The 16,544-nt window shown below is 36.4% G+C and carries 18 protein-coding genes; 7 read left to right on the top strand and 11 right to left on the bottom strand.

The features are described 5' to 3' along the window. Positions 1 to 7: 7 nt before the first annotated feature. The 5 genes from NDQ75_RS15635 to meaB all read right to left on the bottom strand — a co-directional run bounded on the left by NDQ75_RS15635 (position 8) and on the right by meaB (position 4,819). Positions 8 to 676, bottom strand: coding sequence for a hypothetical protein (locus tag NDQ75_RS15635; RefSeq protein ID WP_242513730.1), 669 nt, complete (start codon positions 674 to 676; stop codon positions 8 to 10). Beyond that, a complete protein-coding gene (locus NDQ75_RS15630; protein WP_202029735.1) occupies positions 676 to 2,301 on the bottom strand; it encodes an ArnT family glycosyltransferase in 1,626 nt (541 codons plus the stop codon). The genes NDQ75_RS15635 and NDQ75_RS15630 overlap by 1 nt, the downstream gene beginning before the upstream one ends. After that, entirely contained in the window at positions 2,294 to 2,917 is a 624-nt protein-coding gene (locus NDQ75_RS15625; protein WP_202029734.1) for a lipid-A-disaccharide synthase N-terminal domain-containing protein, read from the bottom strand. Before NDQ75_RS15625 ends, NDQ75_RS15630 begins: the two co-directional genes overlap by 8 nt. After that, positions 2,918 to 3,631, bottom strand: coding sequence for a glycosyltransferase family 2 protein (locus NDQ75_RS15620; protein WP_202029733.1), 714 nt, complete (start codon positions 3,629 to 3,631; stop codon positions 2,918 to 2,920). Positions 3,632 to 3,739: 108 nt separating this feature from the next. Beyond that, positions 3,740 to 4,819, bottom strand: coding sequence for a methylmalonyl Co-A mutase-associated GTPase MeaB (gene meaB, locus NDQ75_RS15615; protein WP_242513729.1), 1,080 nt, complete (start codon positions 4,817 to 4,819; stop codon positions 3,740 to 3,742). A gap of 93 nt (positions 4,820 to 4,912) precedes the next feature. On the opposite strand from meaB, the gene NDQ75_RS15610 reads away from it, so the two are divergent. Continuing rightward, on the top strand, positions 4,913 to 5,338 hold the full coding sequence (locus NDQ75_RS15610) for an organic hydroperoxide resistance protein (RefSeq protein ID WP_202029731.1): 426 nt from the start codon (positions 4,913 to 4,915) through the stop codon (positions 5,336 to 5,338). Positions 5,339 to 5,534: 196 nt separating this feature from the next. Continuing rightward, positions 5,535 to 5,675, top strand: a complete 141-nt coding sequence (locus NDQ75_RS15605) for a hypothetical protein (RefSeq protein ID WP_202029730.1) — start codon at positions 5,535 to 5,537, stop codon at positions 5,673 to 5,675. 38 nt (positions 5,676 to 5,713) lie between these two features. On the opposite strand, the gene NDQ75_RS15600 is transcribed toward NDQ75_RS15605, so the two are convergent. Next, positions 5,714 to 6,370 (bottom strand): uracil-DNA glycosylase family protein, encoded by a 657-nt coding sequence (locus NDQ75_RS15600; RefSeq protein WP_202029781.1) that lies wholly within the window; start codon positions 6,368 to 6,370, stop codon positions 5,714 to 5,716. Between the two features lie 62 nt (positions 6,371 to 6,432). Between NDQ75_RS15600 and NDQ75_RS15595 the strand changes: the two genes are divergently transcribed. Beyond that, complete coding sequence (locus NDQ75_RS15595) at positions 6,433 to 6,561, top strand: 30S ribosomal protein THX (RefSeq protein WP_202029729.1); 129 nt, start codon at positions 6,433 to 6,435, stop codon at positions 6,559 to 6,561. A gap of 42 nt (positions 6,562 to 6,603) precedes the next feature. Here NDQ75_RS15595 and yaaA read toward each other — a convergent pair whose 3' ends face one another. The 4 genes from yaaA to NDQ75_RS15570 all read right to left on the bottom strand — a co-directional run bounded on the left by yaaA (position 6,604) and on the right by NDQ75_RS15570 (position 9,906). Beyond that, the gene (gene yaaA / locus NDQ75_RS15590; RefSeq protein ID WP_202029728.1) at positions 6,604 to 7,365 is read right to left on the bottom strand and encodes a peroxide stress protein YaaA; all 762 of its coding nucleotides are present in this window, start codon (positions 7,363 to 7,365) and stop codon (positions 6,604 to 6,606) included. A 287-nt stretch (positions 7,366 to 7,652) separates the two neighbouring features. After that, complete coding sequence (locus NDQ75_RS15580; protein ID WP_202029727.1) at positions 7,653 to 8,192, bottom strand: hypothetical protein; 540 nt, start codon at positions 8,190 to 8,192, stop codon at positions 7,653 to 7,655. A gap of 90 nt (positions 8,193 to 8,282) precedes the next feature. Further along, a complete protein-coding gene (locus NDQ75_RS15575; RefSeq protein ID WP_202029726.1) occupies positions 8,283 to 9,323 on the bottom strand; it encodes an RluA family pseudouridine synthase in 1,041 nt (346 codons plus the stop codon). A 13-nt stretch (positions 9,324 to 9,336) separates the two neighbouring features. Further along, positions 9,337 to 9,906, bottom strand: coding sequence for a PASTA domain-containing protein (locus NDQ75_RS15570; protein WP_202029725.1), 570 nt, complete (start codon positions 9,904 to 9,906; stop codon positions 9,337 to 9,339). 148 nt (positions 9,907 to 10,054) lie between these two features. Here NDQ75_RS15570 and NDQ75_RS15565 point away from each other — a divergent pair, with 148 nt between their 5' ends. The 4 genes from NDQ75_RS15565 to NDQ75_RS15550 all read left to right on the top strand — a co-directional run bounded on the left by NDQ75_RS15565 (position 10,055) and on the right by NDQ75_RS15550 (position 14,453). Beyond that, complete coding sequence (locus NDQ75_RS15565; protein WP_202029724.1) at positions 10,055 to 11,029, top strand: D-alanine--D-alanine ligase; 975 nt, start codon at positions 10,055 to 10,057, stop codon at positions 11,027 to 11,029. A gap of 360 nt (positions 11,030 to 11,389) precedes the next feature. Then, positions 11,390 to 11,848, top strand: a complete 459-nt coding sequence (coaD, locus tag NDQ75_RS15560) for a pantetheine-phosphate adenylyltransferase (protein WP_202029723.1) — start codon at positions 11,390 to 11,392, stop codon at positions 11,846 to 11,848. Positions 11,849 to 11,917: 69 nt separating this feature from the next. Further along, the gene (locus NDQ75_RS15555; RefSeq protein ID WP_242513728.1) at positions 11,918 to 14,050 is read left to right on the top strand and encodes a PAS domain-containing sensor histidine kinase; all 2,133 of its coding nucleotides are present in this window, start codon (positions 11,918 to 11,920) and stop codon (positions 14,048 to 14,050) included. Then, the gene (locus NDQ75_RS15550) at positions 14,037 to 14,453 is read left to right on the top strand and encodes a response regulator (protein WP_202029721.1); all 417 of its coding nucleotides are present in this window, start codon (positions 14,037 to 14,039) and stop codon (positions 14,451 to 14,453) included. The genes NDQ75_RS15555 and NDQ75_RS15550 overlap by 14 nt, the downstream gene beginning before the upstream one ends. Positions 14,454 to 14,715: 262 nt before the next feature. Here NDQ75_RS15550 and NDQ75_RS15545 read toward each other — a convergent pair whose 3' ends face one another. Then, the gene (locus NDQ75_RS15545) at positions 14,716 to 16,389 is read right to left on the bottom strand and encodes a SulP family inorganic anion transporter (RefSeq protein WP_202029720.1); all 1,674 of its coding nucleotides are present in this window, start codon (positions 16,387 to 16,389) and stop codon (positions 14,716 to 14,718) included. Positions 16,390 to 16,544 lie beyond the last annotated feature (155 nt).

Here is a 16,544-nt window from a genome sequence, read left to right as displayed (position 1 = left end):
ACGATTTTTAGTCTCTGCTGAAAATATGAAGATTTAGCGGATAAAGAAATATCAGGAAGAAAATTACACCAAAAGCGAATTCATACACTTCCCACTTTCTATCCGGCGGAATAATAGCAACAATAATAGTGGATGCTATAAAAGCAATCGTTTGGTGCCATTTAACCACAGGCACAGCAAACCGATCCATTAATCTTTTAACCCATTGCTTTTTCCTATAAAGTATTGGAACCAAAAGTAGATAAACTACCATGGTTAGCATGAGAAGCTGACTGAAGATAATTTTATTAATCTTTTTACCTCCCACTACCAAATTGTGTAGATTAGTTTCTTTTTGGGCATTATTTTGAACAAAATACTCGCTGGATTCAATCCCGAAAATACGCTGACCCCAAGAGATTTCTTCACCGGCTCCAAAAAAGAAAAGCAGTGCAAACATAAACACTCCCAGTTTCCAAGTAGCAGACTTACCTTTTCCTTGGGCGAAGAAACGGTACAAACACAATAATGAAATACACAAAAGCATAAATGCAGTAGCCGACTCTACGGTGTTATCTTCCGCGGCAAAAGTGTTATTAAAATAATCAGGGTTGGTAAAACCGATGTATAAACTGTATATAAAAATAACGACTAAAAAAGCGTATCCTAATTTTTCTGTTTTGTTAAACGACATCATCAATTTATCTTTTTTACTATGTAATAATGGCTTACGAGTCGGTCTTTGTAAGCACTTTCTCCTGGACTTGCAGTATAATTAATATCGAAAGTCTCTTTAAAAGTCAGAGAATAATTATCCGCAAAGATACGTTTAATTTTCTCTTTGTTTGCTGTAGTCACCAAAATTCCAAACTCATTCTCCATTGGAATTTCTATTTGTTCGCCACGCATTATTTCTGGAGCAGCATAGCCTAGGTGCCATATCATCTCCGGAGCCGGTTCCCCAATGGAATACAACGGGAAATTGGTTTGAAGTGTATCTATATTATTAAAACTTGTATTGCTATTAAACGATTTAGCAAGCGGAAATCCAATTAGTAAGATGGAAACTATAAAAAAACAGGTTAGATAGAAAACATGCTTTATTTTTTTCTTCAGAAGGAAATAAAAAATGGCTGCACCCAACGAAAACAATGCGATGCTTGAACATATAAACACCAAATAAAACCCGTGCAATTTTTCATTAAGAAAGAAGAACCCAATGATTGGAAAGGCTATTCCGATAAGACCTATTAATCCGAAGTTAAAATAAACCGGAAATTTTTCAGTCTTCTTAAAATCTGCAAAACAGCGTATTACGTATTCAATATAAAAAGAAGTATTTAATGCCAATGGGATTAACACAGGCATAAGGTACCTCGATTTTTTCTCTGGTATAACGGAAAGCAAAACAACTGCAGCTATTGTCCATACAAAAGAAAACAAATAGCTTTTTTTATTGAATACTTTATTTTTAAGATATGGATAAAGTAATCCCACGAATGCTGGGATCGTCCATATTCCGCTTTGCGTAAAGAAACTCCAATAATAGTAGAACGGACGCACATTATAACTCGTCCAATTCCCTGCTTCTTCAGAAGCGATGTCCAGAAACGATTTAGGGTCGGCGTAACGAACATACACAAACCAGGAAACACCAATTATTAAGCCAATAACAACATGAGCAACAAAGGGTAATATATGCTTCTTTTTAAATTCATTGCGATAAGCGACTCCAAAAGCGATTAAAAAAGGAAGCCACAATACATAAAGAGAAACTGGACCTTTACTTAAAAAGGAGCAGCCAAAAAATAACCCGGCCAATATAGCATTCATCCACTTTTGTTCATTCTGCTTTATCATTTTCAGCAAGAAATAAATGCTCACAACCATAAAACTATGTGTGAATATGTCCCATTGCCCATTTCTTCCAGAAAAAACGATATAAAATGACGTGGATAATACTAAAGCGGCATACAGACTTACTTTTTCATTATCAAGTAAAAGTTTTACCGATTTATAAAGGAAAAACACCAATAAAATGGCCATTAGAGCCGCAGGAAGTCTTAATGCAAATAAATTATGAATTCCAAATATAGCACCAGAAATAGCAGTTAACCATGTTGGCAACGGTGGTTTTTCATAACGTGGAAAATCATTCATTGTGGTAAGCAACCAGTTTCCTTGAGTAACCATCTCGCGGGCAGCTACAAAGTTTCTGGCTTCCATAATATTAACGTAAATCACGTCTAAGTGAGCCAAAAAAATAGCTGCGCAGACGAACAGGATTGTTTTAACGGGATTTCTCTCTATGGCTTCAATCATGTTGTTTTCTTAATATCAATAAGTTTCTAATGTAAATAACAGTCCCCAAAGAATGACCTACCAGCAAAACAGGATCTTGTCTGAAAACGGCATAACTTAAAATTGATAATGCCCCCAGCAAACTCAATATCCAAAAGCCTGCTGGAAGCGAGGATTTCTTATGCTTTTCTGAATACATCCATTGATAAATAAATCGAAATGTGAAGAGTAACTGGGCTACAATTCCCAAAACCAGTAACCAAAATGGAATTTTCTCATTTCTGAAAAAATCTTCCATGTCGTAAACATTGTTGTTATAACCGTAAACAATAATTAGCAATGGGAAAATCAATAGAAAAGTGCGCAAGGCCAAAGGCGACTTCTGCCATTGCCCCTGTAGCTGCAAATTTCTTATATAAATGAAATAGGTTAGTGTTTGCCCCAACATAATGGCAAAATCATCCCTTAGCCAGCCATAAACAAACAAAAGAAAAGAAGCCAATAAGCTTAACACCCAGAACAAAGAAGGTGTTTCCACCTTTTTTGCTTTTTCTGAAGCTAACCATTGAAAAATAAGTCGGCCAGAGAAGAGCAACTGTGCTAAAAATCCAACTGCATAAACAAGCCAATGCGACATTTATCCTTTTTTGATTATGGAATAGTTTATATACTTTTTTTTCATCCATAGATAGGCGAAGCAATCTTGGAGCGGACCGATTAAACGGTTCCAAAAACCAAATTTTGCAGTTCCTTCCATCCGTGGAAAATGCTGAACGGGTATTTGTATTATTTTCCCTTTCTGCAGTAAAATCATAGCAGGTAAAAAGCGATGTAATCCATTGAACATAGGTATGCGTTTGGCATATTCGGATTTAATAACTTTTAACGGGCAACCTGTATCGTCCATCCCATCATGCGTGAACGCCCTCCGGATTCCATTGGCAATTGTAGAAGACATATTTTTTACAAATGAATCTTTTCTCTGCGACCGCACCCCTGTAACCAAATCGTAATGCTCAATGTGCTTTAATAAAAGGTTGAAGTCTTGGGGTGAGGTTTGTAAATCTGCATCAATATATCCCACCAATGGAGTATCAACATAGTCAAAACCTGCTTTTATGGCAGCGCTTAATCCGCAATTCTCGTAAAATGAAATAAATGTAAAATGTGGAGAGCGCCCACAGATTTTTTCAATAAGTTGCTGACTATCATCTGTGGAGCCATCATTCACAAAAAGCACCTTGGTTACCTTTGTGGCAACTGAAATATAATCAGTAAGTTCCTTCTCTACCCGTTCCAAACTTTCTTCTTCATTATAAACAGGTACGATAATGGTGAATTCGTAATTCATTTAATAATTGCTGTTGAGGGTTTATTTTATTTTAAAACATGACAGCCGTCACCTTTTAATTAAAAATCCCGACAAAGGTAGTCATTTAAAGCAATTATCAATATAAAGTTACTGTAATGTAAACAAGTACTGGGCAGCGGCAAAAGGAGTAGTCTCATTTCGCTCGATCGCTGCGATTTGTTCGTCAATAGCTGACTGGACTTTTTCGTTTTGGTAGAAATTCGATTTTAATAGGTCTTCAATGGTCTGATGGAGCCAAAATTTATTTTGCTGTATTCTCTTTGCAGAAAAATGATTGGTTGCTTTTACTTCAGAAATATAGTTTTCAATGAGTTTCCATGTTTTTTCTATACCTCTTTGTTCAAGTGCGGAAGCAAGTAATACTTTAGGCTCCCATCCATTTTGTTTTGGTGGGTATAAATGCAAAGCCTTTTTAAATTGTGTTTTAGCTTTCTCTGCATTTTTAACGTTATCACCGTCCGCTTTGTTGATTACAATGGCATCTGCCAGTTCAATAATTCCTCTTTTTATTCCTTGAAGCTCATCACCGGCACCAGCCAATTTCAGCAGTAAAAAGAAATCTACCATACTGTGCACGGCCGTTTCGCTTTGCCCTACTCCAACAGTTTCCACGAATATGGTTTTAAATCCGCATGCTTCACATAAAACAATACTCTCCCGGGTTTTTCTCGCAACGCCTCCCAGCGATGTTCCAGCCGCAGACGGACGAATATAAACGTGAGGATGATTCACCAATTGCTCCATTCGGGTTTTATCGCCCAAAATACTTCCCCTGCTCAGTGAACTACTTGGGTCTACTGCCAACACTGCAAGTTTATTATTCTTCTCGGCAACGTAATTCCCTAATGATTCAATAAAAGTACTTTTCCCAACTCCTGGCACCCCGGTTATCCCAATTCTAATAGAATCATTGGCGTAGGGAAGACAAAGTGATAGAATTTTATTGGCTTTTTCAGTATGAATTGGATTTGTGCTTTCTATCAAGGTGATGGCTTTACTAAGCGCAACCGTATCCCCTTTTAGAATAGCTTCCGCTATATTTTCTGCGGAAGTGTTTACGTTTCTTTTCGCCTTAAATTTAGCAATAGCATCTCGGTTGGTGTTTCCCTTTTGGCGAGCACCTTCCTTCTTCTCTGATGTATTTTTATGTGATTCTTTGTGGGACAAATGACTAAATTTTAAAACAAATTTAATAACTAAAATTATGATTTTTCCTGTTAATAAAAGTATCTTAGGGATTAAACCATAAAAAAACATAAAATGAAAGCAGTATACAAAGCGAGCGCTACAACAACTGGAGGAAGAGCAGGACACGTAAAAAGTGAAGATGGCGTTATTGATATGAAACTCGAACTTCCAAAGGAACTGGGCGGAAAAGGTGGAAAGTTCACCAACCCAGAACAACTTTTTGCAGCAGGCTATTCGGCTTGTTTTGGTAGTGCGCTTCAGCATGTAGCTAAAGAACAAAAGGTAGACCTTAGTGATGATTTCGATGTAAAAGCTACCGTAAAAATAGGAGAACATCCCGAACTGGGTGGTTTTCTTTTGGAAGTAGTATTGGACATAACTCTTCCTGGAGTTGATGAAGAAACTGGTGAGGAACTAATCAATTCTGCGCATGAAATTTGCCCTTATTCAAGAGCTACTCAAGATAATATTGATGTTACCCTAAATTTAATGGTGTAAACAAAAATATTTAAAAGACTGCCATAAAGGCTATAACTATTTAAAGGTCGTTCAATTATTTTGAGCGACCTTTTTTTATTATAAAAAGCGAACTAAAACCTTAATTGTTAAACCATTAACAAGATTTTACCATTGCTTTAATAGAGTTTCCAACAACTGGTTTGTATATTAGAGTAGAATCAAAAAAAAGAATATTATGAGTACTATCAAAGATAAAAAGTGGAAAAGAAAAGAAGAACAAAACAATCCTACTAATCCTACTGGTAACAGAAATATCGATACCAATAAATTTGATATTGATGAAAAAACCATAAAGGATCAACAGAATAAGAAATAGGATTTTATTTCTCCTAAATACTACAACAAGTATTTAAATTACTTGAAATAAGTTTTATACTGAAGCACTCTAAAGTCAATTGTATTGAAGTTTGGGTGCTTCTTTTTTAATTCTTTGTATTCAGAAATAGCTCCCACTGCCCGATTAGCGGCTCCCGATGGGGACGTTAAAGAAACCGTTTGGATATTTCGCCCGTTTAATTGAAACTCATGCTGCCGGGGAACTTCAGAAGAAACTACTGATAGCTTTATTTGTTTGATTTTTAGTTGTTTTCTGAATAAATATTCAGGTCCGTTTTTACTGTTTCCGCCCATGAACAATATCGTTTCGATCGATGGGTTTTCATTTAATTGATGAATAATATCCCTACAAACTATATTATGCATTCCCAAATCAGAAGCATCGATGTTAGCTCTTTCCGCAGATTCCACAATATCACAAATACCGATTTTATAACTCTTCAGGAAATCTTTTCGTTGCTGAACAGCATGTGTAGTAGTTTCAAAATCTAGATTCAAATTAAACATTCGATCTATAATCTGCCATAAATAGCCGTCCCTACTTCCATAGCAGAAATCTACGTCTCCGGGTTTAAATTCTCCTATTGTAAACCTCGGTGGTGGCAACGTCCCTATAATCAATTTAGTAGCGTCCCTCGGAATAAAAGGTTTGTATGGATGTTGGTGCAAAAACATAGACTTGATTTCTGTTGGCAAAATAAGTAACTTTATGAAGTAACAAAAAATGAAATTGAATTATGGGAAAAGGAGATCAAAAATCGAAAAGAGGAAAAATTAATAGAGGGAGCTACGGCAAACGCCGAAGAAGAAAAATTAAAAAACGTACACCCATTGAAGAAAAAGTGAGCGTGGATACCAAAAAATAAAAAAATCCCAAAGGGCTTGAACACCTTTGGGATTTTTAGTTCTTATCTTACAAACACCAACTCATTTTTCTTTTTGGTGTGTTCTTCACTAAATGAATAGCCGTCGTAATCAAATCCCTTTAGGTCATCCAGCGTTTTGGCATTTTTATCTATAATGTAACGCACCATAGAACCTCGGGCTTTTTTAGCATAAAAGCTAATGATTTTGAGTTTGTCGTTTTTCCAATCTTTAAAAACAGGTGTAATTACAGGAACTTTTAAAGCCTTTTCGTCTACGGCGCCAAAATATTCGTTACTTGCCAAATTTAAAAAAAGTTCATTTTCTTTCAGCTCCTCATTCAAAGCAGTGGTAACTTTCTTTTTCCAGAAATCGTATAAATCCTTATTCTTGCCAATTGGTAATTTTGTGCCCATTTCCAAGCGATAAGGCTGCATTAAATCCAACGGTTTCAATACGCCATACAATCCGCTTAAAATACGTAATCGTTCTTGCAGTAAATCTATTTTTTCCTTAGGAAGCGTATACGCATCCAATCCAGTGTACACATCACCATTAAAAGCATAGATAGCGGGACGGGCATTATCCGGTGTAAAAGGCGTTGTAAAATCTTGATTGCGTTGCCAGTTCAAATCAGCCAACTTTTCAGAAATGCTCATTAAATCCGAAAGCTTTTTGGGCGATTTTTTTTGAAGCACGCCATTTAACTTTTCAGCTTCAGCTAGAAATTTAGGTTCCGTATATTTTTCTGTGGGCAATTCGCTTTCAAAATCCAACGATTTTGCGGGAGATACTACTATTTTCAATTGTATATTTTTTTAATTACTCTCTTTTCCAAATGTAAATATACAACTATGGCATTATTTGTAAAACCTAAACATTTTCTTCTTTTCTATGGGTAAATCGGGAAAATCTATTCTTCACTAAATTCCTGATGCTTAGCGTAGTTTCTCCATTTTTCAAGGCATGACTCCATATCATCTGGAATTTCAGAATCAAAACGCAGGAATTCCCCAGAAACGGGATGCATTGATGTTATAGTTATATTTTAATACTTTACTCTAAATTGGAATAAATTACTATGAAGTTGGTTTTATTCTGTCATTGGTTTTACAACAGTTATTTTTTTGTCTCCCATTACACCCTTATCTATTACAAAATCAATAATAATTGTAAATGGAAATAATATTGTTCCGATACAACCGAAATTGTAATCAATCCATATTCTTTTGCCATGATTTGGTTTCATCCCTTCCCTAGAAATCGATTTAAAATTTTTACCAAACAAATAATAATCAGTACTTGTCCAGCCTTTTTTTAAGGGTATTTCAAGGATCTGACTCACAAAATCAACATTTTCTTTATTGAACTTCCCTAGTTTTGGATTATTTCCGCCCAATAATTCTCCAGACCAACTGTTTACTTTGGAGTTGTAAAATTGTATATCTTCAATAGCAAGCCAATCCTTATCAGGCCAAATAAAATTTATTTTGGTTTCGCTTCCTTTGGCCGTTATCGTATAGACTCCATTTGACAAGTCATATGTTTTGTCTTCAATCTTGAAAATTGCATTGTCAGAAAACTTTCTTTCCAAAAATTCTTTCCAATTTTTAATATCAGTCCCGATTTTCATTCAAATGTGTTCCAGCTATAAATATACAACTAAGGCATTATTTGTAAAACCTAAACATTTTCTTCTTTTCTATGGGTAAATCGGGAAAATCTATTCTTCACTAAATTCTTGATGCTTGGCGTAGTTTCTCCATTTTTCTAGGCACGACTCCATATCTTCAGGAATTTCAGAATCAAAACGCAGGAATTCTCCCGAAACGGGATGTTCAAAACCTAATGTTTTGGCGTGTAGTGCTTGTCTTGGGAGCGCCTTAAAACAGTTTTCCACAAACTGGCGGTATTTAGTAAAGGAAGTTCCTTTTAAAATTTTATCCCCTCCGTAGCGCTCATCGTTAAATAGGGTATGACCAATATATTTCATATGCACACGAATTTGGTGCGTTCTCCCCGTTTCCAATTTACAGGAAACTAGGGTAACATACCCAAAACGTTCCACCACTTTAAAATGGGTTACCGCATCTTTTCCGTGGTCGCCTTCTGGGAAAACGGTCATTTGCAAACGGTTTTTGGGGTGGCGGGCAATGTGTCCCTCTACCCTGCCTTCTTCATCTTCTATATTCCCCCAAACTAGTGCTAGATATTCGCGTTCACTCGTTTTATTGAAAAATTGTTTCGAAAGATGTGCCAAAGCCTCATCCGTTTTGGCAACAACTAGCAATCCGCTGGTATCTTTATCAATTCTATGGACTAAACCAGGACGTTCATTGCTGTTCAATGGAAGATTTTCAAAATGGTAAATTAATGCATTTATAAGTGTTCCAGAGTAGTTGCCATGTCCTGGGTGCACCACCATTCCGGCCGGCTTGTTGATAACCAACAAGGTTTCATCTTCGTAAACAATATCCAGTGGGATATTTTCCGGCGTTAGTAAATATTCATGTGGAGGATGCTCAAACAATACCTTTACCTCATCATTTGCTTTTACCTTATGATTGGATTTTACAGCTTTTCCATTCACGTATATATTACCGTTTTTGGCAGCTTGCTGAATTTTATTCCGCGTAGCATTTTCAATAAAGTTCATTAAAAACTTATCCACTCGCAAGGGCTCCTGACCCTTTCCGGCTTTAAAACTATAATGCTCGTAAAGTTCGTCGTCTTGATTAAAATCGTCTTGTATATCTTCCGCCATTTTTCTACTACAATTACTCTACCACTACTTCAGCATCGTTCCCATTTCCACAAACCAATTCTACTTCCGTAGTTTTTGGCAGCTGGTGACCAGGCAAAATATTCTCGCCTTCATAGCGCACGTAGTACACCATATCCTTACCAATTTCGTTGATGTAAGAAACTTTGCCCACATTAAGACCCACGGCCTTTAACATAGACTCAGCATTTCTTTTGGTAACTTGAATTACATTGGGAACACTCACCTTTCTATAGCCCGAAGGGTTAATGGTTAAGTATATTTTTCTTCCTTCTTTTACTTCTTTGTTGGCCTTTGGATTTTGCTCTATCACCGAAAACCTTGGGTAATCAGGATTGTAATTTGTAGAATCGAGCACCACATAATTTAAATCTGCTTTTTCCACAATTTCTTCCACTTCCCGTAATGACTTTTTGGAAAGGTCGGGTACCATAACAAATTCTCCGTGATTGGTGGTTATTTTTAAGTATTGAAGTACAACAATCACTAAAACAATAATAGCAACAACGGCTAAACCTAATTGCTTTAAAAAAGTCTTACTGGTGATAAATTTTATAAAATTCATGGTTCTTTATTATTCAGCAAAGATATAAAATCCTACCACCTAATTTTAGGTGACATAAGATTAAAGCTCAAAATGATTTTTCTGCTTTGTTTAAATCAATTAATTAATACTTTTGAATAACGTAAAATCCCTTTTTATAATATTTAAGATGAAAAAAAATATAGGCGTGGTGATGGGAGGATATTCCTCTGAATACAAAATCTCCCTTAAAAGCGGGGAAGTAGTCTGCCAACATTTAGATGCGGAAAAGTATAATGTATACCGAATCCATATTCTAAAAGATAAATGGGTATATGTTACCGAAGACGGTACAGAAAAGCCTATCAATAAAGGAAATTTCACTATTGAAGTCAATGGAAAAACGGTTGCATTCGACTGTGTTTTTAACGCCATTCACGGTACTCCCGGGGAAGACGGTTATTTGCAGGGGTATTTGGAATTATTGGGGATTCCGCATACTTCCTGCCCTATGTACCAAGCTGGATTAACATTTAACAAACGGGATTGTTTAGCAGCCTTAAAGCCCTTTGGAATAAAATGCGCTTCTTCCTATTATATCAACAAGGGACAAGAAATTAATGAATATGAAATTATAGAAAAAGTAGGACTGCCCTGTTTTGTGAAAGCCAATAAGGCCGGTTCTAGCTTTGGAATTTCCAAGGTTCATACCAAAGAGAATTTGGCGGCTGCTATTGAAACTTCCTTTAAAGAAGATGATGAAATAATCATTGAATCGTTTTTAGATGGGACAGAAGTTTCCGTAGGTGTAATTACTTACAAAGGAGAAGTTACTGTACTACCTATTACAGAAATAGTTACTGAAAATGATTTCTTTGATTACGAAGCCAAATACCAAGGAAAATCACAGGAAATAACACCTGCACGCCTTAGTAAAGAAATGGAAACCAAGGTTACAGAGGTAGCCAAAAAAGTATATACCACACTAAAAATGAAAGGTTTTAGCCGTAGCGAATACATTTTTGTAAACGGAGAACCACATCTTTTGGAAGTAAACACCATTCCTGGAATGACGACAGAAAGTATATTACCGCAACAAGCCGCCAAAGCAGGAATTTCCTTAAACGATTTGTTTGACAATGCTATCGAAGAAGCTTTGAAGTAATCAGTACGCTTTTAGCCTTTTAAAAATTCGCGATATATAAGTTTGTGATAAAAGTTTTGAACATAAATAAAAGCCGACCTCTTTAAAAAGTATTGAAAATCAAGGAAGCAGCGTGGGACTAAAGATAAAAAGCTGTTTGAGCATAGCGAGTTCTTTTTATCTGTGGTGGATGTTTCCGTAGATTTTTTTATACTTTTTAAATCAGTCTTGACTTTTTTGTTTCGTTTTTGTGTCAAGACAAAAATGAAAAAGTTATGGAATCCTTTCAAAAAACAGTATTGAGTAACTTTAAAGTGTTTCCAAAATCAATTTTGCTATATTTACAACGCTATAATCAAATCCTTTGTAAACAAAAGCAAGATGCGAAGAGCTATTTTTCCGGGGTCCTTCGACCCGATTACTTTAGGGCATTATGATATTATTTCCCGTGGCATTACCCTTTTCGACGAATTGGTAATTGCTATTGGTATAAATGCCGAAAAAAAATATATGTTCTCCCTGGAACAACGCAAGAAGTTTATTGAAGATGCGTTTAAAGATGAACCTAAAATAAAAGTAATGACTTACGAAGGGTTAACTGTTGAATTCTGTAAAAAAATAAACGCCCAATTTATTTTAAGGGGGCTACGCAATCCAGCTGATTTTGAATTTGAAAAGGCTATTGCCCATACCAACCGCAAACTATCGGAAATTGAAACCGTATTTTTACTTACCTCTTCTGGTAAAAGCTATATCTCTTCTTCCATTGTAAGGGATGTTATTAGAAATGGAGGTGATTATACCGGTCTGGTACCAGAAACAGTTCGCGTAAACATATAAGAAAAGCCCCAATAATTTCGTTTAAGTTTTATGATTAACCTACATATATTAAAAACAAGTCCTTTCCCAATGGCCTTGTTAAGTGCCAATGGTAAAGTGATGGAAACAACCGAGCCGTGGAATACTTTTTTTAATAACGAATACAACGATTTACTCCCAGACTGTATCACCGCTGCTGTAAAAAATAAACTAGCTGAAGGAGAAGGTGTCTTTACATGTCCTGAAGGAAATAAAAGCTGGTTTCAATTTTTCATTCAACCTGTTGATGGGAATTTACTAGTATCTGTAAAAGATATTTCTTCAGAAAAAAACAACGAAAAAAACCTTCATTTCCTTTCAGAAACAACACAAGTAGCAAATATCGGCACATGGCTCTATGCCTCCAATAATGAACTACTGGAATGGTCTAATATCACCAAAGATATCTTCGAAGTGCCCGATAGCTATACCCCTTCCATGGAAAAGATGTTTGCTTTTTTTAAAGAAGGTAATCATTTGGAGTTGGTAATGGACAGCATTAACCAAGCGCTTGAAAAAGCAGAATCGTTTGATATTGAAGCACAAATAACTTCCGAAGAAAATCAAGATAAATGGATTCGTTTTCGGGGAACCCCTAAAAAAAATAAAGAACAAACCACTATCTATGGTACGGTTCAAGATATTAGCGAAAAGAAAAACACCCAATTACAGCTTGCCCTTAATGAAAAGCAAATAAAAAGTACCAAAAGAGCTCTGGCAGAAAACAAACAGATTTTTACCAGTATTTTTAATTCCACCTTTCAATTTACCGGTTTTTTAAACACCAAAGGAAGATTGATAGACATTAATGAACCTGCTCTTAATTTTATTGGTTTGCAGGCAGAAGATGTTATGAATAAGTACTTTTGGGACACACCTTGGTGGCGGGAATCTACTAAAGAACAAAAGAAACTAAAAAAGAATTTTAAAAAGGCTGCTAAAGGAAAATTTGTAAGGTACGAAGCTAAAATTCTCGACAAGGACAGTAAAACGGTTTATATAGATTTCTCCTTGAAACCGGTTTTTGATGACTACAAAAGGGTTACTTTTCTTATTGCGGAAGGCCGTGTGATACAGGAAATGGTAGAAGCGCGAAAGAAACTAAAGGAAAGTGAAAAGCTTCACCGCATGCTATTGGAGCTTTCCCCAACTGGTCTAGTTTTAAACGATGCACTCACCGGGGAATTTCTAGATATGAACAATTCTTTTAAAGCGAGTGTTGGCTATACCGATGATGAGTTGTACAAAATGTTTCATCTGGATGTAATTCCAAAAACCCATAAAAAGAAAGAACTCCGTGCTATAAAAGAGGTTTTGAACAACCATATGTACGGACCGTATGAAGGTTTTTACGAACACAAAAACGGCGAATTGGTGCCTGCGCTCATCACTCGGGTGCTAATAACCAATTCCACAGGAAAGAAACTGGTTTGGTCTGTAGTACAAGATATTACCCACATTAAAGAAAAAGAACAAGAACTCATGGAGGTAATTAATGTAGCGAGTGAACAAAACAATCGCCTCCTAAACTTCGCTCATATTGTTTCGCATAACTTACGCTCACACGCCTCTAATTTCTCTATGTTGATAGAACTATTGGGAGTAGAAGAAGACGTATTTAAAAAAGTGGAAATAATAGACATGCTGGGGTCTGCGTCTAAAAATATGCTCGAAACTATTTCCAACCTAAACGAAATTATTGCCATAAACACCAACTTAAACATTAAAACGGAACGAGTAAATCTGCGTACCGAAGTAGAAGAAGCATTTACCAATATTAGCGAACTTATAAAGAGTACTTTTACTGAAGTTGAGAACAATGTTCCGGAAAATATTGATATAAAAGTTGTTAAAGCGTACCTTGAAAGCATTTTATTGAATATTTTTACGAATGCTATCAAGTACAAGGCTCCAAAAAGATACCCTAAAATTGTAATTAATTGCGAACGCGTAAAAGGTTTTACCGTTTTAAGCGTTACAGATAATGGCTTGGGCATCGATTTGGAAAAACACGGCCATAAACTCTTTGGAATGTACAAAACCTTCCATGGAAATACCGACGCAAGGGGAATCGGACTTTTTATCACTAAAAACCAAATCGAAGCGATGAAAGGAAAAATAGAAGCCGAAAGTGAGATAGATAAAGGAACAACTTTTAAAATATACTTTAATGAAAACTATTAATGCCATTTGCCTAATCGACGACGACCCGATTACTATTTTTAGCGTTAAAAAGCTTATTGAAGTTACACGGATAACCGAAAACGTCATCTCTTTCAATAATGGTATTGAAGCATTAAAGCATTACCGAAACGAAAACAACACCATTTTCCCCGAGCTTATTTTGTTGGATTTAAATATGCCAATCATTGATGGTTGGGAATTTATAGATAATTTCAGCAAACTGGAAATAAGTAAAACAACATACATCTACATTCTCACTTCTTCCATAAATCCTGAGGATGTAAATAAAGTAAAGGAATACAACAATAAGTACCCTTTCTCTATTAAGCATTTAATTAAACCCGTAACGAAAGACAAACTAAGCTCGCTTTCTTTCCATTTGGAGCCGGAAGAGAAGAAATAGATTTTTAAACTGTCCTGCTTACTATACTGAAGAAAAATATGTAGTGAACGCATGATATTGGTGCAAAGACATCTCCAACCTCTGCAAAGACATCTCCAAGTCGTGCAATGACATCTCCGACCTCTGCAAAGCCTTCTCCAAGTCGTGCAAAGACATCTGTAACCTCTGCAAAGCCTTCTGAAAGTCGTGCAAAAGGTTTATTCTGAAAACAAACTAACTAGCTTGTTCAAAAAATTCTAAAGAATCACAAACACAACAAGAACTACTCCTCCGGAATCAATTTATATTCTGAAAGGGACTTCGGAAATTTCTCTGGATTCGCAGCCAAGTGATAACGGGGATCATCTACGGCATCTACAATTACTTCCCTAAATTTTGGAGACGATTTGTATAAGAGCGCTTTGGAGTCTTCACTTAAATGCTTCAATCGAATGGTTTTCCCTGCAGCTTCGTATTTTCCTACAATATTAAAAATAGCTTCAATAGCCGAATGATCACTCACACGGGATTCCACAAAGTCTATTTCTACATGCTCAGGATCGTTCTTTATATCGAATTTTTCATTGAACGCGCTTATACTTCCGAAGAAAAGTGGCCCCCAAATCTCATATACTTTGGTACCATCCTCTTTAAAGCGTTTTCTAGCTCTAATTTTCTTGGCGTTTTCCCAAGCAAATACCAATGCAGAAATAATAACCCCCACAAAAACGGCAATTGCCAAATCGAAAAATACGGTCACCGCCGAAACAATTACCAATACAAAAGCATCTGCTCTCGGTATTTTTCTAATAATGCGGAAACTAGACCATGCAAAAGTTTCAATCACCATCATAATCATAACACCCACGAGCGCTGCGATAGGCACTTGTTCAATTAATTTATCGGTAAAAAGAATGAAAGTTAAAAGGGTTACCGCCATCATAATACCTGACAATCGGCCACGACCACCGGCATTGATGTTAATCACGGTCTGCCCAATCATTCCGCAACCTCCTGTTCCACCAAAGAGTCCGCTCAACATATTTCCGGCACCTTGCGCTACACACTCGCGGTTTCCGTTTCCACGGGTTTCAGTAAGTTCATCCACCAAATTCAGAGTCATAAGCGACTCTATTAGCCCAACACAAGCTGCTAAAAATGCATAGGGAAGAATAAATCCAAACGTATCCAAGTTAAACGGCAAGTACTGCCACAACTCCATATTGGGTGTTGGCAACTCCCCTTTTAAACCAGTTCCACCCCCTTCAACAATATAAGAACCAACGGTACTCACTTCCAATCCACCAAAAATAACAATGGCCGAAGTAATCAAAATAGCCGTTAGTGAGGCAGGTAATTTCTTGGTAATTTTTGGCAACAACCAAATTACACCCATGGTCAGTAACACCAAACCGATCATGGTTAAAAGCTCGGCACCTTCCATAGGTATGTTTATATATTTTTTAAGTCCGCTTTCGGTCACCACCAATTCTTTGTGGGTAAACATTTTTACCTGAGCAATAAAAATAACAATGGCCAATCCGTTTACGAATCCCATCATTACTGGATGCGGAATTAAACGAACAAAACGACCCAGTTTAAAAATTCCAGCTACAATTTGAAAAACACCCATGAGCACCACCGCGGCCAACAAATAGTAATACCCCATATTCTCTACGGGAACATCAAAAGCCATCCCTCTGGCATGTCCCTCAGAAATAAGATTTACAAAAATAACGGCCACAGCACCAGCGGCACCCGAAATTAAGCCAGGCCTCCCTCCGAAGATTGCTGTTATAAGTCCGATTATAAATGCTCCAGACAAAGCAACTAGTGGGTCAATTTGTGCTACAAAGGCAAAAGCCACAACCTCTGGAATCATAGCAAGGGATACGGTTATTCCGGCTAATACATCATCTTTGGCATTGGGCACTATTTTTCTTATAAACTCTGTCATATTATTTGTTTTAATCTAGGGAAACATAGTCACAAACCTATTTATCAGGCCATTAACTTTTAAAGGGTGCAAAACTACTTCATTTTTTTAGACAGACAAACAGACTACTCTACTATATTGTTATATTTTTGAAAACATAATCTAAATTGCAAGTA

Source organism: Galbibacter mesophilus (assembly GCF_023721415.1).
GTDB lineage: Bacteria > Bacteroidota > Bacteroidia > Flavobacteriales > Flavobacteriaceae > Galbibacter > Galbibacter mesophilus.
This window is presented reverse-complemented; position numbering and strand designations above follow the sequence as displayed.